The sequence below is a fragment of the Stenotrophomonas sp. 57 genome, assembly GCF_030291075.1.
Lineage (GTDB): Bacteria > Pseudomonadota > Gammaproteobacteria > Xanthomonadales > Xanthomonadaceae > Stenotrophomonas.
The window spans coordinates 4,192,563-4,213,837 of record NZ_CP127407.1 but is presented as its reverse complement, the minus strand read 5'-3'; the positions used below and the strand labels follow the sequence as shown (position 1 = coordinate 4,213,837).

Sequence of the window (21,275 nt, the reverse complement as noted above, 5' to 3'; positions counted from 1 at the left end):
CCCCAGCGGGTACCGGCAACGCCCATCCACGCATGGCGTGGATCTACCGGGTCAGCGTTGCGGCTGCGGCGTGATCACCTGCGTCGGCAGCCGTGCCGGCGGTTCCGAGTTCGGCACCCAGATTGCCACGCCGGCGGCGCGCTTCTGCGTGGTCGGAATGCCGATGCCGACGCCACCGCCGACATGCGAGCCGAAGCTGCCGGCACCGACCGACATGCCGACCGGCGAACCGCTGCTGCCCACGCCCACCAGCACCACGCCGTTGGCACCCAGTGCCGCGGCTTCACGCTTCAGGCGCGCCACCGCAGCATCGGTCTGGCCCTGGGTACCGAAACCCACCGCAGAGGCCGATTCCAGCTGGGCGATTTCCTGGGAGCCGGCCGGCGGCGTCGAGTAGATCTGCACCAGCGCCGGATCGATCGGCGCGCGGGCGCGGCCCAGCATCACCTTGGAGGTGCTGGCACAACCGGCTGCGGCCAGCAGCATTGCCGCCAATGCGGCCCAACGAACGTTCATGGCATCACCCCTGCAGGACTGGTTGCGATGATCGGCGGGCCACTCTGAATCGGCGCCAACACCCGGGCCAAGGCACGCACGGCAGCACGCTAGCACGGGTCGGGTGACAGTCCTGCAATGGCAGTAGGCGGCGGCAGCGGGAACGACTATGGTGGGGACAGGAACCAAAGGCAGGAGAACGGCATGGGCGTGATCAGTCTGTTGTGGGGCGTACTGGCGCTGTTGTGGATGATCCTGGCGCTGATTCCGCTGCTGGGCTGGGGCAACTGGTTCCTGATCCCGTTCGCTGCGGTCGGTGCGGTCATCGCCGCGCTGGGCATCCTGTTCACCCACCCGAGCAAGCGCGGCCGGGCCTGGGCCGGGCTGGTCCTGAACGGCATCGTGGTGGTGGTCGGCATCCTGCGTCTTGGCCTGGGCGGCGGCGTGATCTGAACCCTGGCCCAGGTGCGACAGGGCGTCGCAGGCGCGCGGCCGGTGGCCGGGCAGGGGCGTACAATGAATGGCTGCGCGAGCCTCCCGCGTGCCTGTGAATCCGCGCCCCGCGCGGCTGCCCCATGATCATCCGACCCCGTCCCCACGGCTGGCAACTGCTGTACATCCTGCGCGGCTCGATCGTCAAAGCGATCGCGCCGAAGGTGCTGGCCATCCTGATCCTGTCCATCGCCGTGGCTGCGGTGGTGGAACTGGCGCCACCGACCGGCATCGAACGCGTCTCGGTCACGCCGTTCACCCTGCTGGGCCTGGTGCTGTCGATCTTCCTCAGCTTCCGCAACAGCGCCTGCTACGACCGCTGGTGGGAAGGCCGCAAGCTGTGGGGCCAGCTGGTCTACGAATCGCGTTCCCTGGCGCGCCAGGTGAACCTGCTGCTGGCCGATGACGCCGGCCGCCGCCGCCGCATCGCCTACCTCACCACTGCCTTCGCCCATGCGCTGGCTGCGCGCCTGCGTGGCCGCATCGTGGCCCTGGCGGCACTGCCGTGGCTGGACAAGCGCCAACGCGAGCAGCTGGGCCAGCGCGAGAACGTGCCCGATGCACTCCTGGCGATGATCGCGGCCGAACTGGCGCAGGCGCTGCGTAGCGGCGAGCTGGAGCCGATCCTCTATGCCCAGCTTGAAGAGCGCCTGCACGCGATGTCGTCGATCCAGGCCGGCTGCGAGCGCATCCTCAGTACGCCGTTGCCCTTCGCCTACACCCTGCTGCTGCACCGCTGCGCGTGGATGTTCTGCGTGCTGCTGCCGTTCGGCCTGGCCAGTTCGCTGGGCTGGGGCACGCCGGTGCTGTCGGCGGTGCTGGCCTACGCCTTCTTCGGCCTGGACCAGCTGGGTGAAGAAATGGAAGACCCGTTCGGCCTGGAGCCGAACGACCTGCCGCTGGACGCGCTGGTGCGCACGATCGAGATCGACCAGCTCGACGCGCTCGGCGAACGCCCCCTGCCCGAACCCCTGCTGCCGCAGGGCTACCTGTTGCAATAGCCACTCCTCGGAGCCTGCCATGTCCCATCCGCTGTACCGCCCCCGCCGCATGCGCCACGACGAGTTTTCGCGCCGCCTGATGCGCGAGAACACGCTGACCACCGACGACCTGATCTACCCGGTGTTCGTGCACGAACAGGCCGGCCGCACCGCGGTGCCGTCGATGCCGGGCGTGGAGCGGCTGTCGATCGAAGAGCTGCTGAAGGTGGCCGAAGAGGCGCTGGAACTGGGCATTCCGGTGATCGACCTGTTCCCGGTGATCGACCCGTCGCTGAAGTCGCTGGACGCATCGGCGGCGTGGGCCGAGGACGGCCTGGCACAGCGCGCGATCCGCGCGCTGAAGTCGCGCTTCCCGGAACTGGGGGTGATGACCGACGTGGCGCTGGACCCGTACACCACCCACGGCCAGGACGGCATCATCGACGACAAGGGCTACGTGCTGAACGACATCACGGTCGAAGCGCTGGTCAAGCAGTCGGTGTCGCACGCCGAGGCCGGCGCGGACATCGTCTCGCCGTCGGACATGATGGACGGCCGCATCGGTGCGATCCGCCGCGCGCTGGATGCCGACCACCACCTCAACGTGCGCATCATGGCCTACTCGGCCAAGTACGCCTCGGCCTTCTACGGCCCGTTCCGTGATGCAGTGGGCAGTGCCGCCAGCCTCGGCAAGGCCGACAAGAAGACCTACCAGATGGATCCGGCCAACGGCGACGAGGCCCTGCGCGAGATCGCGCTGGACCTGGAAGAAGGCGCCGACATGGTGATGGTCAAGCCGGGCATGCCCTACCTGGACCTGGTGCGCCGGGTGAAGGAGACCTTCGGCGTGCCGACCTTCGCCTACCAGGTGAGTGGCGAGTACGCGATGATGAAGGCCGCCTTCGCCAATGGCTGGCTGGACGAGCGCGCCTGCGTGATGGAGTCGCTGCTGGGCTTCAAGCGCGCCGGCGCCGATGGCGTGCTGACCTATTTCGCGCCGCAGGTGGCGCGTTGGCTGCGCGAGCGCTGACAATAGCGCCTCGATAGACGGAGGAATGCGCGATGGGACCCGAACTGGGATGGATGCAATGGCTGATCTGGGGCATCGGTACGCTGGTGTTCGGTGCCATCATCGTCGGCGTCTTCATCGCTGCCTGGCGGGCCGGCAAGCGCCCGCCGGAGCAGCTCTCCGCCGCCCGCCACGTGGCCCGTGAGCAGGCCCTGCCGGAGAGCGTGCAGGCCGAGCTGGCCGCGCTGAACCAGCGCAAGGACAATGGCCAGCTGAGCGAGGTCGAGTACGAGCAGCAGCGCGCGAAGGTGTTGTCGCGCTGACCCTGCCGCTTCTACGCGGGTGGGTGCCAACCTTGGTTGGCACTTTCCTGCATGCCAACCAAGGTTGGCACCTACCACGGCCATCCACGCACGGCGTGGATCTACCGCACGCACCCGGCCACCGCCGCCACCTTCGGCACCGCCAACCGGTACACATCCACGCCACCGGCACGCGGTGCCCTGGCCGCGTTGCTGGCGACCAGCATCTCGCCCGGCTTGGCATTGTCGATCAACGGCGCGCCGGTCCAGCCACTGGCCTGGTTGAACGACAGCCCCAACGGTTGCAGCGCCGCGCCACTCCACGCGCAGCCGGTGCTCCACACCTGCTCGGTCGCGCCGCTGCCGCGGCTGAACACCACCGCGCCGTCGTTGCCCAGCCAGTCGCCGTCGGTCTCGTCGTCGGCGCTGTTCAACGCGGCCAGTGCGGTGGCCGGGCCACGCATGCCCTGCGCGTCCAGTGACGCCACGAACAGGTCCCAGCCCGCGCCGCGACCCTGCTGGCGGGAAAACAACAGCCGCTGGCCGTCCGCACTCACGGCCGGCCCGCGCTCATCCCGGCGTCCACCGTCGCCCGCCAAGGGCTGCGCCTTGCCGAGCTGGCCGTCGGCTTCCACCGTGGCCCGGTACAGCGCCAGCGCGCCCTCGCGGCCGGCCGCGAACAGCAGCCAGCGGCCATCACGGCTGAAGTAGGGATCGCGGGCCTCGCCGACCACGCCCACCGGCAGCGCCTGCGCCTGCTGCCAGCGGCCCTCGACCACGCGTGCCTGCCACAGGCCCCAGCCCGCCTCGCCGCGGCGTGCGAACACGATGCGCTGGCCGTCGGCGCTGATCGTGGCGCGGCCCTCGTCGGCACGGGTCGAGACCACGCCCATGCCTTCGATGCCGTACTCGTTCAACGCCATCGCCACAGGGGCAGAGAGTAGACTGGCGGCAAGCACCAGCAGGGGCGGGGTGATGCGCATCATCCGGGTCCGTGCACGAAAGAGCACCAGTCTAGCCAGCTTGAGGATTCCATGACCGACCGTTACGCCGTCTTCGGACACCCCGTTGCCCACTCGAAGTCGCCGCAGATCCACGCGACGTTCGGTCGCCAGGAAGGCATCGCGGTGGATTACCGCGCGATCGACCTGGCTCCGGATGCGTTCCTGGGCGGCCTGGAAGCCTTCGCCGCCGAGGGCGGTGTCGGCGCCAACGTCACCTCGCCGCACAAGGAAGCCGCGTTCTCGGTGTGCACCACGCTGACCGCACGTGCGCGCCGCGCCGGCTCGGTCAACACGCTGCTGCGCAAGGGCGACCGTTGGCACGGTGACACCACCGACGGCATCGGCCTGGTGCGTGACCTGACCGATCGCCACGGCCTGGACCTGCGTGGCCGCCGCATGCTGCTGATCGGCGCTGGCGGCTCGGCGCGCAGCGTCGCCCCAGCCTTCCTCGATGCCGGCATCACCGAGCTGGTGGTGGTCAACCGCACGCCGGAACGCGCCGATGAGCTGATCGACGCGATGGGTGAACCCGGCCGCGCGATCAGCCGCTACTGGGAAGACCTGCGCGAGCTGGGCGACTTCGAACTGATCGTCAATGCCACTTCGGCCGGCCGCGACCGTGACGTCGAGTTCAAGCTGCCGCTGTCGCTGGTCAATTCGATGACCACCGCCGTCGACCTGAACTACGGCGAGGCGGCCATCGCCTTCCTGGCCTGGGCGCGCGCAGCGAACTGCCGCAACACCGTCGATGGCCTGGGCATGCTGGTCGAACAGGCCGCCGAGAGCTTCCTGCAGTGGCACGGCGTGCGCCCGCAGACCGATGAGGTCTACCAGTCGCTGCGCGAGGGTGCGGCGGTACTGGCCGGCGAGGATTGAGCGATGGACAACGCAACCCTGCTGGTGACCGTGCTGAGCATGGTGGGCGTGCGCCTGCCGGTGCTGATCGCGCTGTGCGTCGGGCTGGTCTGGGTGGTGGGCGCACCGCGCGATGCCACCCGCACCGGCGCTCTGGTCGGCCTGCTGCTGTTGCTGCTGGCCAGCCTTGGTGGCATGGCGGCGGGCATCCTGCCAATGTGGATGGTGCGCAGCGGTGATTTCAGTGCCGTGTCCAGCCTGAGCGCCATCCTCGGCGTGCTGCATTTCGCGCTGGCGATGGTCGAGGCCATCGGCGTGGTGCTGGTGGTGTGGGCGCTGGTGCGCCTGCTGCGTACCCGTACGCTCCCGGGCGCCTGAACGGTCGCGCCGGGTCAGGCCCGGCGTATCTGCCCCTGGGACGGTCCCGCCATTGGACCGTGACCGTCGCCAGGCGTCGTCGCTGGCCCGTTCAGGGTGCCAGCGGCGGGGAACGTGGCCGGCCATGCGACAATGACCGGCCTGATCCAGCCACGGTAAATCCCGGCGTGACCGAAACCGTTGCCGCTCCGCGCACGCTCGATGACACCTTGAAGGATGCGATCCGCAAGGCGTACACGACGCTGCAGGCCAATACACCCGGCTTTTCCACCCGCCGTTCGCAGAGCCAGATGATCGGCGTGGTGTCGCGCGCGCTGTCGAAAAGCGGCGGCGTCGGCGTGGTCGAGGCGCCCACCGGCGTCGGCAAGAGCCTGGGCTACCTCACCGCGGGCGTGCCGATCGCGCTGGCGAGCAAGAAGAAGCTGGTGATCAGCACCGGCACCGTGGCGCTGCAGTCGCAGCTGGTCGAGCGCGATATCCCGAATTTCCTCAAGGCCACCGGCCTGGAAGCGACCGTTGCGCTGGCCAAGGGCCGTACCCGCTACCTGTGCACGCGCAACGCCGCCGAGGCGCAGGGCGAGGGCGCGCAGGGCGGCATGTTCGAGGATGATGCGCCGCTGTTCGACCGGCCGCTGGCGCCGATCGAGATGGACATCGCCAAGCGCCTGACCGATGCCTTCACCGGCGGCAGCTGGGATGGCGACATCGACAACGCCCCGGAAACCATCAGTCCCGGCCTGCGCAGCCGCATCACCACGCCGGCCTCGGGCTGCGCCGGGCGCCGTTGCGCCTACTCGGCGCAATGTGCGGTGCTGCGGTCGCGCAATACTGTGCGTGATGCGCAGATCGTGGTCACCAACCACGCGCTGCTGCTGTCGGCACTGTCGATCGGCGACAGCGACAATGGCCAGCCGCTGATCGCACCGCCGTCGGACATGCTGCTGGTGCTGGACGAAGGCCACCACATTGGCAACGTGGCGATCGACCAGGGCGCGGCAAGCCTGGCGCTGGATGAAATGGCCAAGCGCACCGGCCGCCTGCAGATCCTGATCGCCGGTGCTTACCGCGCGGTCGACAAGGACCGCCTTGGCAACCTGCTGCCGAACGAAGCGATCGAAGTGGCCAGCAACGTGGCCAAGCAGCTGCGCGCGTTCCGTGACCACATCGAGCGGGTGTGGATGCCGGCACCGGCCGACGAGGAGCCGATGTGGCGCGCCGCCAACGGCCGCCTGCCCGAGGCCTGGCGCGAGCCGATCGAAGCGCTGGCCGACGATACCCGCAGCCTCTACAACTGGGCGCATGCCGCTACCGCGCAGGTGGCCAAGGGCAAGCCGGACGACGCCGCGCGCGAGCGCCTGCAGCGCAACCTGGGCATGGCGCTGGAGATGATCGAACAGCAGTACAACCTGTGGCAGGCCTGGCGGCGCGAGGACAAGGACGGCGCGCCGCCGATGGCGCGCTGGGTCACCGCCACCCGCGACGGCGACCTGGTGCTGCACGGCTCGCCGGTATCGGCCGCGCACGTGCTGCGCAAGCTGCTGTGGGATGAAGTGGATTCGGTGGTGATGACCTCGGCCACCCTCACCGGCGGCGGCGACTTCCAGTCGCTGGCGATCGACAACGGCATCCCCGAAGAGGCCGAGATGGTCTCGCTGTCCTCGCCGTTCGACCTGCCCAACCAGGCCGAACTGATCGTGCCCAGGTTCCCGGTCACCCCGGACGACCGCGAAGGGCATCCGCGCGAAGTGGCGCGTTACCTGGACACCGAACTGGATTGGGCCAAGGGCTCGATGGTGCTGTTCACTTCACGCTGGAAGATGGAGAAGGTGGCCGGCCTGATGTCGGCCGCGCGCCGCAAGCAGGTGCTGGTGCAGGGCGAGATGTCCAAGACCCGGCTGATCGACGAACATCTGCGCCGTGTCGCGGCGGGTGAGGGCTCGGTGCTGTTCGGCCTGAACTCGTTCGGCGAAGGCCTCGACCTGCCCGGCGAAGCCTGCACCACGGTGGTGATCACCCAGGTGCCGTTCGCGGTGCCGACCGATCCGCAGACCGCCACGCTCAGCGAATGGTTCGAGGGGCGCGGGCTCAATGCGTTCAACCTGATCGCCATTCCGCACGCGCTGCGCACGCTGACCCAGTTCGCCGGTCGCCTGATCCGCACCTCCACCGACACCGGCCGCGTGGTCATCCTCGATTCGCGGTTGCTGACCCGCCGCTACGGCAAGCGCATCATCGACGCCCTGCCGCCGTTCAAGCGCGTGATCGGCTGAGGCGGGGTCGGATCCCTTCCGCAGGAAGGGCTCTGACTCCAGCACGCGCGCTGGCGCTCAACCGCCCTCCGGCTTCCGGCAGCCTGGCCCATAGGCCTCCACGTAGGGTTTGCCGAAGCAGCGCAGCAGTCCATCAAGCACGTCCAGGTTCGGCGGCCACGGCATCTGCACCTGCTGCCCGCCCTCGGTGGTGAAGTGGTAGCGACCGTCCTTGATGTTCTCCGCCATCGCGTTGGGCGTCGGTATCGCGACCAGCCTCGCACGAGCCATCTCCAGGGCGCTGCGGTCTTGGCGCAGGAACGCGACCATGCCGTCCACGTAGGCATTCCAGTAACCCGGGTCGCCCCCGCCTACCGGCTTGTGGCTGCGTTCCATAAGCGCAATCGCCTGCGCGGTCTGCCCCAGCTCCGCGCGCAGCTGGCCCTCGTGCCACGTGATGATGACATTGCCTTCTGCCTTGGGCAGCGCGCCGTAGGCGGACAGCAGATCTGCAGCTTCGCGGGTACAACCACGGTCGGCCAACGGGCGCCAGCCACCTGCCAGGTCCTGATCGAACCGGCCAGGTTCCATCGCCAGCATTGCTGCACGGTCGTAGCTGCAGTCGGGTGCTTTGGGTGGTTCTGCCGAAGTGCCCATGGCAGCGGCCAGGGCAAGCGAAAGCAACGTCATCACAACCTCCGTGTTGGTGTTTCGTCCTACCTTACCGCTATTGGCTGGAATCGGGGTCAGAGCCCTTCCGCAGGAAGGGCACTGACCCCAGCGGCAAGTGGCGCCAGGCTAATATGCCCAGCTAGGCAAGGAGCAGGCACATGAAGATCGAGCTGATTGCCGAGGACGACGACGGCATGAGCTTGCCACACGCGGCCCCTACAGCCACAAGCGAGTGAGGTCACATGCACGACTGGACAATCATCGCGATCCACGGTGACTGGATCGCGGCCACCTTCGAGCTCGTCTTACGCGATCCGGACCAGGCAGAGCGCCGCTTGCAGTTCGAAGCGGCCGAGCACGTGATGCTGGATAGAAGCGAACCGTGGGGTGCGAGTGCGTCGATCAACGAGGTGATGGCGCATGACGATCGCGCCGGAGGCGTTGCGCGCGTGGCGTTCGAACTGCAGTCCGGTGGCGCCGTCCACATTACTGCGGGCGCGGTTCACCTGGATGGCGAGCCCTTCGTGTTCTGAGGCTTGGCCTGGGGTCAGAGCCCTTTCTGCGAAAGGAATCCGACCCCCTGCCGCGATCCGGGGTCAAAGCCCTTCCGCAGGAGGGGCTCTGACCCCAAGGCTTCTCAATCGCCGAGCAGGGCGGTGTTGCGCACCGCGCCCTTGTCGGCGCTGGTGGCGAGCAGGGCGTAGGCCTTCAGTGCGCTGGTGACCTTGCGCGGGCGCGGTGCACGCGGTTTCCAGCCGCGTGCATCGGCCTCGCTGCGGCGCTGCGCCAGGATGGCCTCGTCCAGCAGCAGGTCGAGGCGGCGTGCCGGAATGTCGATGCGGATGCGATCGCCGTCTTCCACCAGGCCGATCGTGCCGCCGCTGGCGGCTTCCGGCGATACGTGGCCGATCGACAGGCCCGAGGTGCCACCGGAGAAGCGGCCGTCGGTGAGCAGCGCGCACTGCTTGCCCAGTCCCTTCGACTTCAGGTAGCTGGTCGGGTACAGCATCTCCTGCATGCCCGGGCCACCCTTCGGGCCTTCGTAGCGGATCACCACCACCTCGCCCGGTTTCACTTCGTCGGCGAGGATGCCGGCGACGGCGGCGTCCTGGCTTTCGTAGACGCGTGCGGGGCCTTCGAACACGTGGATCGACTCGTCCACGCCGGCGGTCTTGACCACGCAGCCATCCACGGCAAGGTTGCCGCGCAACACGGCGAGGCCGCCTTCCAGTGAGTACGCATGCTGCAGCGAACGGATGCAGCCTTCTGCCCGGTCGATGTCCAGCGTCGGCCAGCGCGTGGCCTGGCTGAAGGCTTCCTGGGTGGGGATACCGGCCGGGCCGGCCTTGAAGAAGGTATGCAGGGTGTCGTTGTCACTGCGCACCACGTCCCAGCGTTCCAGCGCGTCGGCCAGGCTGGCGCTGTGCACGGTCGGTACCGAGGTATCGAGCAGGCCGGCGCGGTCCAGCTCACCCAGGATGCCGAACACGCCGCCAGCGCGGTGCACGTCCTCGACGTGGTACTTCGGTGTGTTCGGCGCCACCTTGCACAGCTGCGGCACGCGCCGCGACAGTGCGTCGATGTGGGTCAGGTCGAAGTCCACCTCTGCCTCCTGCGCCGCGGCCAGCAGATGCAGGATGGTGTTGGTGGAACCGCCCATGGCGATATCCAGGGCCATCGCGTTGGCGAACGCCGCCTGGGTGGCGATGCCGCGCGGCAGCGCGCTCGGGTCTTCGCCGCCATACCAGCGATGGCAGAGTTCGACGATCAGGCGGCCGGCGCGACGGAACAGCGCTTCGCGATCGGCATGGGTCGCCAGCGTGGTGCCGTTGCCGGGCAGCGACAGGCCCAGTGCTTCGGTCAGGCAGTTCATCGAGTTGGCGGTGAACATGCCCGAGCAGGAGCCGCAGGTGGGGCAGGCGCTGCGCTCGAACGCCGCGACCTTCTCGTCGGAGGCGCTGTCATCGGCAGCCACCACCATCGCATCGACCAGGTCCAGCTTGTGCTCGGACAGTTTGGTCTTGCCCGCTTCCATCGGCCCGCCAGAGACGAACACCACCGGGATGTTGAGGCGCAGCGCGGCCATCAGCATGCCGGGCGTGATCTTGTCGCAGTTGCTGATGCACACCAGTGCGTCGGCGCAGTGCGCGTTGACCATGTATTCGACCGAGTCGGCGATGATCTCGCGGCTGGGCAGCGAGTACAGCATGCCGTCGTGGCCCATCGCGATGCCGTCGTCCACGGCGATGGTGTTGAATTCCTTGGCGACGCCGCCGACCTGCTCGATCTCGCGCGCGACCAGCTGGCCGAGGTCCTTCAGGTGTACGTGGCCGGGCACGAACTGGGTGAAGGAGTTGGCGATGGCGATGATCGGCTTGTGGAAGTCACCATCCTTCATGCCGGTGGCACGCCACAGGGCGCGGGCGCCGGCCATGTTGCGGCCGGCGGTGGAGGTGCGGGAACGGTATTCGGGCATGGCTGGCGGAACGGGCGGGCCGTACGACGTGAGGGTCGCCCGATCATGGACAATTTTTTCGGTTGCTGCTGCAACCACCGGAGATGGTCCGGCCGGGTTGCGCCCGGCACCTGCCGAAGCAACAGCCGAAGCAACAGCGGGCTTCCTGCGGGAGGCGGGGTGGGTCCGTTGGCGGGGGACGCCGTAAACCCGTGCTTGGGGTCTTGGCTGCGGCATCCATGCCGCGGACACCCCCGCCAGCGGACCCACCCCGCCTTCGACAGTTTCCTGCGATGTGTCGGGGCCGGCGATCCGCTCTTGGTAGGTGTCGACCTTGGTCGACACGATGGATCCATGCCATGCGTGGATGATGGGGAACGACGAAAATGAAAGGCCGTTCATCTTTCCCACTTTGCCGATTCCGGTTGCTGGCCCGGATTTGGCATCATTGGGGCATTGATCCGTAGACAGGGCATGAGGCCATGAAACGTTCCCGCACCACCGCGCTGCTGCTGATGAGCGCTGCGCCGCTGCTGTTCACCGCCTGCCAGAAGGAGCCGGAGGTGAAGGTGCAGGAAGGCCTGTACACCTCGGTCGAGGCCTGCACCGAGGCGACCGGTGATCCGTCGTCGTGCCGCAATGCCTTTGCCGAAGCGCAGAAGCAGGCCGCCGATGCGGCGCCGAAGTACGCCAGCAAGGAAGCCTGCGAGAAGGACTACAAGCCGGAACAGTGCGTGCAGCAGCACACGTCGGCGGGTACCTCTTTCATCGGCCCGATGATGATGGGCTTCTTCATGTCGCAGATGCTGAGCAACCGCGGCGGCCTGGCCCCGCAGGCGCCGGCGTCGGCCCCGGCCTACCAGGACAAGAACGCTGGTTGGGCGCGCCCGGCCCCGGGCGGCACCGGCGGCATGAACACCGCCAGCGGCATCGGCGCGGGCAAGGCCGGGCTGGCACCGGTCACCAGCGAACCGAACCGTGCGGTCACTGCCAGCCGTGGTGGCTTCGGCAACACCAGCGCGCGCCGCAGCACCAGCGGCAGCTACGGCGGCTGATCGACCCATGCAGCGCATCCGGATTGCCGAGCGTGCCCAGTGGCGGGCACGCGCGGAAGAGGCGGGTTTCCGCTTCCACACCATCGACGGGCAGCCGTACTGGGATGAAAGCGCGTACTACGCCTTCACCCTGCGCCAGATCGAACAGGACATCGAAGACCCCAGCGCCGAGCTGCACCAGATGGCGCTGGACCTGGTGGGCGATGTCATCGCCAGTGAACGGTTGATGGACCAGCTGGCGATTCCGTCGCACTACCGCGACTGGATCGCCGACAGCTGGCGCCAGCGCCAGCCGCATCTCTATGGCCGCCTGGACCTGGCCTATGATGGCACCGGTCCGGCCAAGCTGTACGAGTTGAACTACGACACGCCGACCTCGCTGTTCGAGGCCAGTTTCTTCCAGTGGCAGTGGCTGGAGGACCAGCGCAACGCCGGCCGCCTGCCGCAGCACGCCGACCAGTTCAACGCGATCCACGAAGCGCTCGTCGAGCGCTTCGGCGAACTGGCCACGCAGCTGCCGCCGCCGCTGTACTTCAGCGCGGTGGGCAGTTCCGAAGAAGACCGTGGCACCGTCGATTACCTGCGCGACTGCGCTTCGCAGGCCGGCCTGCATGGCCAGGCCATCGCCGTCGAGGACATCGGTCTGTCCGAGGACGGCCGCTTCACCGCGCTGGACGATTCGGTGATCGGCACGCTGTTCAAGCTGTACCCGCTGGAAGACCTGATGGCCGAGGAATTCGGTCGCGCGCTTCCCGGTTCGGGCATGCAGCTGCTGGAACCGGCGTGGAAGGCGGTGCTGAGCAACAAGGGCATCCTGCCGCTGCTGTGGCAGCGCAACGTGGGCCATCCGAACCTGCTGGAAGCGCACTTCGATGACGGCAGCACGCTGGCCTCGGGCTGGGTGCGCAAGCCGCTGTTCTCACGCGAGGGCGCCAACATCGAGATGCACCTCACCGATGGCAGCACCCAGCGCAGCGACGGCCCCTACGATGGCCCCGCGATCATCCAGCGCGCGCATCCGCTGACCCGCTTCGAAGGCGGCTATCCGCTGATCGGCAGCTGGGTGATCGGTGACCATGCCTGCGGCATCGGCATCCGCGAGGACGACAGCGCGATCACCCGTGACAGTGCGCGCTTCGTGCCGCACGCGATCGTTGATGAGGCGCCGACGCGGATCTACGTCTGATGGTGGCAGGGCGCCACCGGGACGACGGTCACTCCCTGCGGCGCTATGCAGACCGGGTGGCGGTGCGTTGCAATCGATGTGACACGCCGGGTTGGGTGACAGGTACGCCTGATTCACGCCGCTTCCGGTGCCTGGGTTGCAGCCAGGCATTGAACGGCGGCTGCGGTTGCAGCCGCTGTGGCTCCGGAGACTGGGTGGGGCCGGTGCGCTACTGCGGCTACCGTCCTTGCGGCTACTGCGGCCACAAATGGATAAGCGCTGAAGTTCGCCGCGCTCGAGAGACATCTGCGCTGCGGGTGCTGTCCGCGGACTGCAGCCAATGTGGGCGCAGCAGCGATGTCGAGGTCACCCGGTCGCGGTGGCGTGGCAACGAGGCCATCGACCCGGACTTCGGCCTGCCTTTGAGGTTGCTGGAAAAGACCTCGGCTGGCCTGCTGTGGGCGTATAACGCCGAGCACCTGCAGGCATTGCACGACTACGCCACGGCCAGACTGCGCGAAGGCAGCGGCCATCATCGTTCGATGTTCTCGCGCCTGCCGCAGTGGATGAAACTGGCCCGCAACCGGGTGCTGCTGCAGCGTGCGGTGGAGCGTTTGCAACAGCGGTTGCAGGGCGAACGCTGACACTGCAGCTGAGCATGGGCTCGGCTCTGCGGAACAACACGTGTAGAGCCGAGCCCATGCTCGGCTCCGGTCAAGCGCAGGGCTACAACAACCCTTCGCGCTTCACTGCCAGATACCGTTCCACCAGCGCGCCGGGCAGGGCATCGGCGGTCACGTCCAGCACCATCACCTTCTCGCTGCGCAGCGCGTCGTGCGCCTTCGCGCGCTGCTGCAGGTACAGTGCGGCGGCACCGGCCCGGGTGGCATCCTCCAGCGTCTGCACGTCGCCCTCCAGTGCGCCGTCCAGCTCGCGTTCGCGCAGGCTGGCCACGCACACCAGGTGGCGTTTCTGCAGCAGGCGCACCGCCGCCAGCAGATCCTCGATGTCCTCGTCGCGCACGTTGCTGACCAGCATCACCAACGCACGCCGGCGCTGGCGCAGCGATACCTCGGTGGCAGCGGCCAGGTAGTCGGTGGCCACTGCGCGCGGCTGCAGGTCGTAGCTGGCACGCAACAGGTGCTCGACCGTGCCCATGCCACGCTGCGGCGCCACCCAGCGGCGCTCGCCACCGGCAGCAAACAGGCCGGCGGCGTCGCCCTGGCGCAGCGCCAGGTACGCCACCACCAGCGAAGCGTTCAAGGCGTGGTCGAAATGCGAGAGCCCGCCTTCGCTGGCCAGCATGCGCCGACCACTGTCGAGCATCAGCAGCAGCTGCTGGTTCTTCTCGTCCTGGTACTCACGCGAGACCAGTTTGCGTGCCCGTGCGGTGGCCTTCCAGTCGAGCTGGCGCAGGCTGTCGCCCACGCGGTACTCGCGCATCTGGTGGAAGTCGGTGCCTTCACCACGGCGGCGCTTCACGTGCGCACCCACCAGACGTGAGGCCTGGTCCGCACTGAACAGCGCGAAGCGGGTGAGCGGCACGAAGTTCGGGTAGACGCGCACGTCCAGCGCCGGTGGCAGGGTGCGTTGCTGCCACCACAGCCGCCACGGCGAGCGCATGCGCAGATGCACGCCTTCGAAGTGGAAGTGCCCACGCTGCAGCGGCTGCAGGTGGTAGTGCAGGGTGGAAGCGCTGCCGGGCTGCAGGCGCACGCGCTGCGGCAGCGATTCCAGCGGCCAGCCGCCGGGGACCAGATCGAACACCTGCACCGTCATCGCCGCGTCCGCCTGCAGGCGCAGCGCGGCCTCGCGGCGCACGCCCAATGCCAGCGCTTCGGGCAGCTCACGCTGGATCTGCGGCGAGGGACGCCGTGACTGCCGCCACAGATCCATCAACGCTGGCACGGCAATCGCCACCGCGGCCAGCGCCCAGCTCCAGCGCGGCAGCAGGCCGCCCAGCACCAGACCACCCAGGGTGGCCCAGGCCAGCAGCAGCGCCAGCAGCAGCGGGGCAGGCCTCATCGGCGCGGTGCTTCCACCTTGGCCAGCAGTGCGCCCAGCACGTCGTCGGCATCCTGGCCCTCGATCTGCAGCTCCGGGGCCAGCGCGATACGGTGGCGCAGCGCGGGGCGGGCGATGTCGCGCACGTCGTCGGGGGTGACGAAGTCGCGACCGGCCAGCACCGCCTGCGCACGCGCGGCGCGTACCAGCGCGATGCTGCCGCGCGGGCCGGCACCGACCGCGATGCCTGGCCACTGCCGGGTAGCGGCCACGATCCGTACCGCGTAGTCGATCACTTCGTCATCAACGGTGATCGCCGCGGTGGCGCGCTGCAGCTCCAGCAGCTCTCCGGCACCGAGTACGCGCGGTACCTGGCTCAGGTCGAAATCGCTGGCGGAGCGGCCGCTGGTGATCGCGGTCACCATGCGCTTCTCGTCCTCCAGCTGCGGGTAGTCGATCAGCACTTTCAGCAGGAAACGGTCCAGCTGCGCTTCCGGCAGCGGGTAGGTGCCTTCCTGTTCCAGCGGGTTCTGCGTGGCCAGCGCCATGAACGGCGGCGCCAGGGTGAAGGCCTTGCCTTCAATGGTCACCTGGCCTTCCTGCATCACTTCCAGCAGCGCGGACTGGGTCTTGGCCGGTGCGCGGTTGATCTCGTCGGCCAGCAGCAGGTTGGTGAACACCGGGCCGCGGCGGATCTTGAAGCTCTCGCTTTTCGGGTCGTACACCGCGTGGCCGCTGACGTCACTGGGCATCAGGTCGGGGGTGAACTGCACGCGCCCATAGTCCAGCTCCAGCGCCTGCGCCAGTGCGCGTACCAGCAGGGTCTTGCCCAGCCCGGGCACGCCCTCGATCAGCACGTGGCCACCGGCCAGCAGGGCCACCAGGATCTGGTCCAGCACATCGGCCTGGCCGATGAAGGCGTGGCCGACGGCCTCGCGGATGGCATCGACGCGTTCGATCAGGCGGGCATTGGCGGCCGCCGGCAGCTCGGGGATTTCGGTCATAGCAGGGATCTCATCTGGAGCAGCAAGCGGATGCGCTCGCGCAGGGCGGAGGAATCGTGCGGCGGAGGCGGTGTGAGCGCGCTGGCGACGCGGCTTTGCGGCCATTGCAGCAGCGCGGCGATGGCCTGCTCACGCGGTGCGCCATCGAGCGCGGCGGCAACCGGCGCACGCAGTCGCAGGCGGTGCAGGAACAGGGCGAGCACGGCGTCGTACAGGCGTGCGCCATGGCCGAAGCGCAGCAGCAGTTCGCCACTGGCGCGCACGTGCTCCAGCAGCGAGCGGCGTTCCAGCACCGGCGACGGCTGCAGGCTGCCGAAGCGCTGCGAGCGGTGCCACAGCCAGCCCAGCAGGGCCAGCAGCAGCGGCACCCACAGCGGCCACCCCTGGTAGAACATGCGCGCCCACAGCGACGGCGGACGGCTGGCGTAGACCAGCCAGACCGCACCCTTGCCATAGTTCGGGTCGAGCAGATAGCGGGTCAGGTCGCGGTGGGCGTTGTCGTGCAGGCCATCGCTGGCGTCGCCGGCGGCCGCGGCCAGGCGCGCGGCAGGCGAGTCGACATCACCGCGCATGAACTCCATGTCCGCCAGCACGCTCACCTTGCCCTGGCCATGACGCAGGCGCGCGAACACCAGGTCACGGTCACTGCCCCAGCGACGCTCGGCCTGCGCGCGCGCGGCAAAGCCCAGCGTAAAGCGGCGGCCGCCGCAGAATTCGCTGTGACCGGTGTCGTCGTCGATGTGGAAAGGTTGGCAGTCGCTGCGCTGGAACAGGCTGTCCACGCCCAGCTCATCAAGCAAGGGCCCCTGCGTGCTGCCGGCATCGTCCTCGGCCGGTGGCGGCGTCCGCACCAGCAGGTGGCCGCCCCGGTCCACCCAGTCCAGCAACTGTCTTGCGGCCGGTGCCGGCAGTTCGCTGCTGTCCTGCAGCAGCACCACCGTGTCGTGCGGCCCCAGCGTCATCTGCTGCAGTTCCAGCCGTGGTCGCGAATGCACGTCGATGCCGTCGGCGCGCAGGGCCTGGCCGAGCACGTACAGCGGGTTGTAACCGGCCTCGCCCTGCGGCGGCAGCCGGATGGTTTCGGTCACGCGTTCATGCGTGCGCAGGTAGAGGATGGTCAGCGGCACGCCGAACAGCACCAGCACGCCCAGCAGCAACGACCAGAACAGGCGCGGGCTCATGCCTGCCACCCGTATTGCTGGCGCAGCGTTGCGGCCAATGCGTCGAAATCACTGCGGCTGGGCAGGCGGCCACCGTAGGCGGCGTACTGCCACATGCGAACGATGCGTGCGAACAGGTCACGGTCGATGGCGTCAGGCATGCGGCGCGATGCGCGCAGGCACTGTGCTTCGGTGGCGCCGGGGGGCAGCGCGATGCCGCTGCGCTCGCCCACGGTAACCACGCTGGCACGGTAGAGCAGGGCCAGCGCCTGGCGGGGCCGGCCCTGGTCCCAGAGCAGGCCGGCCTGGGTGGCCACGTCCGGCGGCAGCGCCACGGGCAGTTCAACCTGTTCCTCCATCACCTGCGGTGCTGCATCGGCCTTGCGCCGGCCGCTGCCGCGCAGCCAGGGCAACCACATCCGCGCGGTCAGCAGCAGGACCAGCAGCAGGATGCCCAGCAGGCCCCACAGGCCCCACTCGGCCAGCCGTGCCAGCCAAGCGATACCGTCCTTGCGTGCCTTGCGCTCGCCCTGGTTGCTGCTGTCACTCTGCAGCGTCTTGTCTTCCTTCTTCTTTTCCTCGGCCTGCTCGATCGGCTTCCAGTGCGTGACCTGGCGGGTCGGGCGTTGAAGCGGATCCTCGTAGGCGCGATTCACCGCCTGGCGGAAGCCGGCGGTATCCACGGGCGTGTTGCCGAAGATGCTGGCCGGGGTGTTGGCGGGGTCGATGACCGGCTCTTCGTCGTCGTCTTCGGCGGTGATGCCGCTGTCGCTGGGCTTGCCCATCGCGCGTTCGGGCTCGGCATCCGCATCCTGCGCGCGCACTGGTGCGGGGACCAGCGGCAGTGCCAGGCACAGCAGCAGGGCCAGCGTCGACGCCGCCGGGAGCAGGCGGTCGCGCAGGCGGCGCAGTGCGATCTCCACATCCCAGGCTTCCATCTGCGTGCGCCGGTTCAAGTACAGCCCAAAACCCGCACCGACGAAGAACGGGCCGATCAGCACCGAGGCCAGCCAGCACGCCAGGTTGAAGCCCAGCCGTGCCCACGCCGGCGTGTCCTTGCCGATCATGTCCCACGCCGCGCGCCAGGATTCGGACATCAGGTCCAGCGGCATGAACATGAACACTGCACCGATGGCACCGGACACCAGCACCGCTTCGAACGCCATGCAGGTCAGGGTCAGGACGAGTGCCGAGCCTGCGGCGCCGGCCGCCACCGCGCGGCGGCGCGGTCCGCGCTGGCCGGGTGCATTGCCTTCCAGCAGGTTCACCGGCAGGCACAGGCTGCGCAGCACGCTGAAGCGGCGCCAGCCCAGGTAGCCCCAGGAACCGGTGTTGCCCCAGCGGCGCTGCGCCCGCAGCGCCGCCCATGCGCCCACCGGCTCGCCGAAGATGCCCCGCGACAGCACATACAGCGGCGCACGCTCGAACAGTGGCTTGCACCACCACATCGCCAGCCAAGCCCAGCCAAAGGCATCCAGCCACCAGCCCAGTGCATTGACGATCACGAACAGTGGTGCGCTCGCCAGCAGCCAGCTGCCCCATACCGCACGCGCATGGCGGCGGGTGAGGGCGTTGCCCAGCTCCATCGCTTCCCAGCCACTGCGTGCGCGCAGTACCACGTCCAGGCGGTCAATGCGCATCGCCGCCTCCACGCCCGCCACGCCACAGCCACAGCAGCACGCCGGCCCAGAGCACCCCGGCGACGCTGAACTTGATCCATGCGGGGACCTCGGCGATCGATGACCAGAACGCTTCGATGAAGGCCGCGACCAGGAGCATGAACGCCACGCCCAGGCACAGCCGGGCACCGATGCGTCCACCGTCGACCAACGCATCCAGGCGGCTGCGCCGGCCCGGTGCCAGCAGCTTCATGCCCAGCTGCTGGCCGGCACCGCCGGCGATCACGATCGCGGTCAGCTCGAAGGCACCATGGCCGACCACGAAGCGCCAGAACGGTCCACCGTGGCCGATGTGCTGCAGGTGGCCGGCCACCGCCCCGATGGTGACGCCGTTGAACAGCAGCACCAGCAGCGTGCCGAGCCCGGCCAGCAGGCCGCTGGCGAACGTGCGCAGGGCAATGCTGATGTTGTTCATGATGTAGTGGCCGAACATCATCCAGTCGGTGCCGCTGTCGCGGCCCAGCCGTTCAGCGGCAGGGTCGTACATGCGCTCCATCGCGGCGATCTGGCGGTTGTCCATCAGCATGTGGATCAGGTCCGGGTAGACCTGCGCCAGCACGAAGCAGGCGATGGCCGGTAGCGCGAACATCGCCAGCGCTACCCACATGCTGCGTGCCTGGCTGCGCACGAGCAGCGGGAAGTCGGCCACCAGGAATTCCAACGAGGCGCGCCAGCGCGTCGGTCGTGTGCGGTACAGCACGCTGTGGCCCTGCTGCATCAGCTGCTGCAGGCGCTGGATCAGTTGGGGGCTGTAGCCGCGCTCGCGGGCCAGCGCCAATTGCTGGCACAGGCGACGGTAGCGTTGTGGGAAGGCGGGATCGTCCAGTGCCAGGCCGCTGGCCTTGCGGCGCGCGCGGCGCGAGGCACCGGCACGCAGCAGCAGCCAATGCTCCAGGTCCTGCCACTCCTGCTGGTAGCGGGCGACGAACTGTTCCTGTCTCATCGCCGCCCCAGCAACCAGTTGGCCATTGCATACAGGCGCAGCACGCCGATCTGGCCCTGGCTGCCGGTCAGCGGTTCGGCAATGCCGGCCAGCTCCTGCTGGCGGGGCGCGGACAAACGCGGTGCACGCTCGGCGAAGGCCATCAAAGCGGCCTGTTCCTCCGGGCGCAGCGGCTGCGGCGGCGCCAGCACGCTGTCGATGGTGGGCGGCGGAGGCAGGTACAGCGCGGGTGCATGCACCACCACGGTGCCGGCCACCAGGTCGCCAAGGCGCCGTCCATACGGATCGAACAGGCTGCTGACCAGCCCCAGCGCATAGCCGAACGGCAGCATGTCCACGGTGCGCAGCAGGTTGCGGGTGATCGCTGCCATCCAGCCCACCGGTGCGCCATCGCGCGACAGCACGCGCAGGCCCAGCGCACGCTTGCCCAGGGTGCGGCCCCACAGCGCCTCGCAGACGATCGGGTAGATCCAGTAGACCAGGAACATCAGCACCAAGTAGAGGCCGGAGCCGAACGTGTCCAGCAGTGCCAGCGGGATCGACATCAGCACCAGCACCGCGATGCGCACACCGAGGTCCACCAGCCAGGCCATCGCCCGCGGCAGCGGGCCAGCCGCCGGCAACTGCAGCAGCACGCCCTCCGGCGTCACCACCTCGCGGTAGGTATCGAGCATCGGTGCGGCCATCAGCGCGATGGCCTTCGTTGTGGGCGCCGGAGTCCTCTCCGGCAGGCAGCCACAGGCATGGGGGGTCTCGACAGGTCCTGGTCGGGCCCAGACTTTAGCAGAGCCGTCGGGCGGTGTTGGCCGTTCAGCCCAGGTACTCGCCCTTCAGCCGTACGTAGTGGTCGGCCGAGTAATGCAGCGACTCGATCTCCTTGTCGCTCAGCGTGCGCGCCGGCCGGGCCGGATTGCCGACCCACAGCTCGCCTTCGCCCACCACCTTGCCCGGGCCGACCACCGCGCCGGCACCGACAAAGCCGTGACGTTCAACGCGGGCACCGTCGAGGATGCAGGCGCCCATGCCGATCAGGCTGTAATCACCAATGGTGCAGGCGTGGATGATGCAGCCGTGGCCGACGGTCACGCCCTCGCCGATCAGGGTCGGGCAGCCGGCCTTGTTGTACGGGCTGTGGTGGCTGACATGGATGATGGTGCCGTCCTGCACGTTGGTGCGCGCACCGATGCGCACGTAATTGACGTCGCCGCGGATGACCGTGCCCGGCCACACCGACACGTCGTCGCCCAGTTCCACATCACCGATGACGGTGCAGGCCGGGTCGATGTACACGCGCTCGCCGAGGACCGGCATCTTGTCGCGGAAGGGGCGCAACGGGTTCATCGGTGTCTCCGCAAATCAGGGCATTCGCGACGA

22 protein-coding genes are annotated in these 21,275 nt (G+C 68.6%); 11 read left to right on the top strand and 11 right to left on the bottom strand.

Translation table 11 applies throughout. The features are described 5' to 3' along the window. Positions 1–51: 51 nt before the first annotated feature. A complete protein-coding gene (locus tag QP512_RS19375; protein WP_286070305.1) occupies positions 52–516 on the bottom strand; it encodes a hypothetical protein in 465 nt (154 codons plus the stop codon). Positions 517–699: 183 nt separating this feature from the next. Here QP512_RS19375 and QP512_RS19370 point away from each other — a divergent pair, with 183 nt between their 5' ends. The 4 genes from QP512_RS19370 to QP512_RS19355 all read left to right on the top strand — a co-directional run bounded on the left by QP512_RS19370 (position 700) and on the right by QP512_RS19355 (position 3,299). Continuing rightward, a complete protein-coding gene (locus tag QP512_RS19370) occupies positions 700–948 on the top strand; it encodes a hypothetical protein (RefSeq protein ID WP_006475755.1) in 249 nt (82 codons plus the stop codon). 122 nt (positions 949–1,070) lie between these two features. Then, complete coding sequence (locus QP512_RS19365) at positions 1,071–1,988, top strand: bestrophin family protein (RefSeq protein WP_286070304.1); 918 nt, start codon at positions 1,071–1,073, stop codon at positions 1,986–1,988. A 19-nt stretch (positions 1,989–2,007) separates the two neighbouring features. Next, on the top strand, positions 2,008–2,997 hold the full coding sequence (gene hemB, locus QP512_RS19360; protein ID WP_286070303.1) for a porphobilinogen synthase: 990 nt from the start codon (positions 2,008–2,010) through the stop codon (positions 2,995–2,997). Positions 2,998–3,029: 32 nt separating this feature from the next. Continuing rightward, positions 3,030–3,299, top strand: a complete 270-nt coding sequence (locus QP512_RS19355) for a hypothetical protein (RefSeq protein WP_010482214.1) — start codon at positions 3,030–3,032, stop codon at positions 3,297–3,299. A gap of 101 nt (positions 3,300–3,400) precedes the next feature. Here QP512_RS19355 and QP512_RS19350 read toward each other — a convergent pair whose 3' ends face one another. Then, positions 3,401–4,264, bottom strand: coding sequence for a hypothetical protein (locus QP512_RS19350; protein ID WP_286070302.1), 864 nt, complete (start codon positions 4,262–4,264; stop codon positions 3,401–3,403). A 48-nt stretch (positions 4,265–4,312) separates the two neighbouring features. On the opposite strand from QP512_RS19350, the gene aroE reads away from it, so the two are divergent. From aroE to dinG, 3 genes are all read left to right on the top strand, one after another. Then, positions 4,313–5,158: a shikimate dehydrogenase gene (gene aroE / locus QP512_RS19345; protein WP_286070301.1), complete on the top strand. Its 846-nt coding sequence runs from the start codon at positions 4,313–4,315 to the stop codon at positions 5,156–5,158. A gap of 3 nt (positions 5,159–5,161) precedes the next feature. Then, positions 5,162–5,515, top strand: coding sequence for a hypothetical protein (locus tag QP512_RS19340; RefSeq protein ID WP_286070300.1), 354 nt, complete (start codon positions 5,162–5,164; stop codon positions 5,513–5,515). A 167-nt stretch (positions 5,516–5,682) separates the two neighbouring features. Beyond that, entirely contained in the window at positions 5,683–7,785 is a 2,103-nt protein-coding gene (dinG, locus tag QP512_RS19335) for an ATP-dependent DNA helicase DinG (RefSeq protein ID WP_286070299.1), read from the top strand. A 57-nt stretch (positions 7,786–7,842) separates the two neighbouring features. Here the strand turns inward: dinG and QP512_RS19330 are convergent, their stop codons facing one another. Next, positions 7,843–8,454 carry a hypothetical protein gene (locus tag QP512_RS19330; RefSeq protein ID WP_286070298.1) on the bottom strand — a complete coding sequence of 204 codons (612 nt, stop codon included), beginning with the start codon at positions 8,452–8,454 and terminating at the stop codon, positions 7,843–7,845. 224 nt (positions 8,455–8,678) lie between these two features. Between QP512_RS19330 and QP512_RS19325 the strand changes: the two genes are divergently transcribed. After that, positions 8,679–8,969, top strand: coding sequence for a hypothetical protein (locus QP512_RS19325; protein ID WP_286070297.1), 291 nt, complete (start codon positions 8,679–8,681; stop codon positions 8,967–8,969). 104 nt (positions 8,970–9,073) lie between these two features. Here QP512_RS19325 and ilvD read toward each other — a convergent pair whose 3' ends face one another. Beyond that, on the bottom strand, positions 9,074–10,912 hold the full coding sequence (gene ilvD, locus QP512_RS19320) for a dihydroxy-acid dehydratase (RefSeq protein ID WP_286070296.1): 1,839 nt from the start codon (positions 10,910–10,912) through the stop codon (positions 9,074–9,076). A gap of 461 nt (positions 10,913–11,373) precedes the next feature. Here ilvD and QP512_RS19315 point away from each other — a divergent pair, with 461 nt between their 5' ends. The 3 genes from QP512_RS19315 to QP512_RS20355 all read left to right on the top strand — a co-directional run bounded on the left by QP512_RS19315 (position 11,374) and on the right by QP512_RS20355 (position 13,755). Beyond that, positions 11,374–11,946: a DUF1190 domain-containing protein gene (locus QP512_RS19315; RefSeq protein WP_286070295.1), complete on the top strand. Its 573-nt coding sequence runs from the start codon at positions 11,374–11,376 to the stop codon at positions 11,944–11,946. A gap of 7 nt (positions 11,947–11,953) precedes the next feature. After that, positions 11,954–13,132: a glutathionylspermidine synthase family protein gene (locus QP512_RS19310; protein WP_286070294.1), complete on the top strand. Its 1,179-nt coding sequence runs from the start codon at positions 11,954–11,956 to the stop codon at positions 13,130–13,132. 296 nt (positions 13,133–13,428) lie between these two features. Further along, entirely contained in the window at positions 13,429–13,755 is a 327-nt protein-coding gene (locus QP512_RS20355; RefSeq protein ID WP_343229521.1) for a hypothetical protein, read from the top strand. Positions 13,756–13,837: 82 nt separating this feature from the next. Here the strand turns inward: QP512_RS20355 and QP512_RS19300 are convergent, their stop codons facing one another. The 7 genes from QP512_RS19300 to QP512_RS19270 all read right to left on the bottom strand — a co-directional run bounded on the left by QP512_RS19300 (position 13,838) and on the right by QP512_RS19270 (position 21,242). Further along, a complete protein-coding gene (locus tag QP512_RS19300; RefSeq protein ID WP_286070292.1) occupies positions 13,838–15,136 on the bottom strand; it encodes a DUF58 domain-containing protein in 1,299 nt (432 codons plus the stop codon). After that, on the bottom strand, positions 15,133–16,119 hold the full coding sequence (locus QP512_RS19295) for a MoxR family ATPase (RefSeq protein WP_286070291.1): 987 nt from the start codon (positions 16,117–16,119) through the stop codon (positions 15,133–15,135). The genes QP512_RS19300 and QP512_RS19295 overlap by 4 nt, the downstream gene beginning before the upstream one ends. After that, the gene (locus QP512_RS19290; RefSeq protein ID WP_286070290.1) at positions 16,116–17,300 is read right to left on the bottom strand and encodes a DUF4350 domain-containing protein; all 1,185 of its coding nucleotides are present in this window, start codon (positions 17,298–17,300) and stop codon (positions 16,116–16,118) included. The genes QP512_RS19295 and QP512_RS19290 overlap by 4 nt, the downstream gene beginning before the upstream one ends. Beyond that, on the bottom strand, positions 17,297–18,919 hold the full coding sequence (locus QP512_RS19285) for a DUF4129 domain-containing protein (RefSeq protein WP_286070289.1): 1,623 nt from the start codon (positions 18,917–18,919) through the stop codon (positions 17,297–17,299). The genes QP512_RS19290 and QP512_RS19285 overlap by 4 nt, the downstream gene beginning before the upstream one ends. Beyond that, on the bottom strand, positions 18,909–19,901 hold the full coding sequence (locus QP512_RS19280) for a stage II sporulation protein M (protein ID WP_286070288.1): 993 nt from the start codon (positions 19,899–19,901) through the stop codon (positions 18,909–18,911). The genes QP512_RS19285 and QP512_RS19280 overlap by 11 nt, the downstream gene beginning before the upstream one ends. Beyond that, complete coding sequence (locus QP512_RS19275) at positions 19,898–20,587, bottom strand: RDD family protein (protein ID WP_286070287.1); 690 nt, start codon at positions 20,585–20,587, stop codon at positions 19,898–19,900. The genes QP512_RS19280 and QP512_RS19275 overlap by 4 nt, the downstream gene beginning before the upstream one ends. Before the next feature lie 124 nt (positions 20,588–20,711). Beyond that, complete coding sequence (locus QP512_RS19270) at positions 20,712–21,242, bottom strand: gamma carbonic anhydrase family protein (RefSeq protein ID WP_286070286.1); 531 nt, start codon at positions 21,240–21,242, stop codon at positions 20,712–20,714. Between the last annotated feature and the right edge of the window lie 33 nt (positions 21,243–21,275).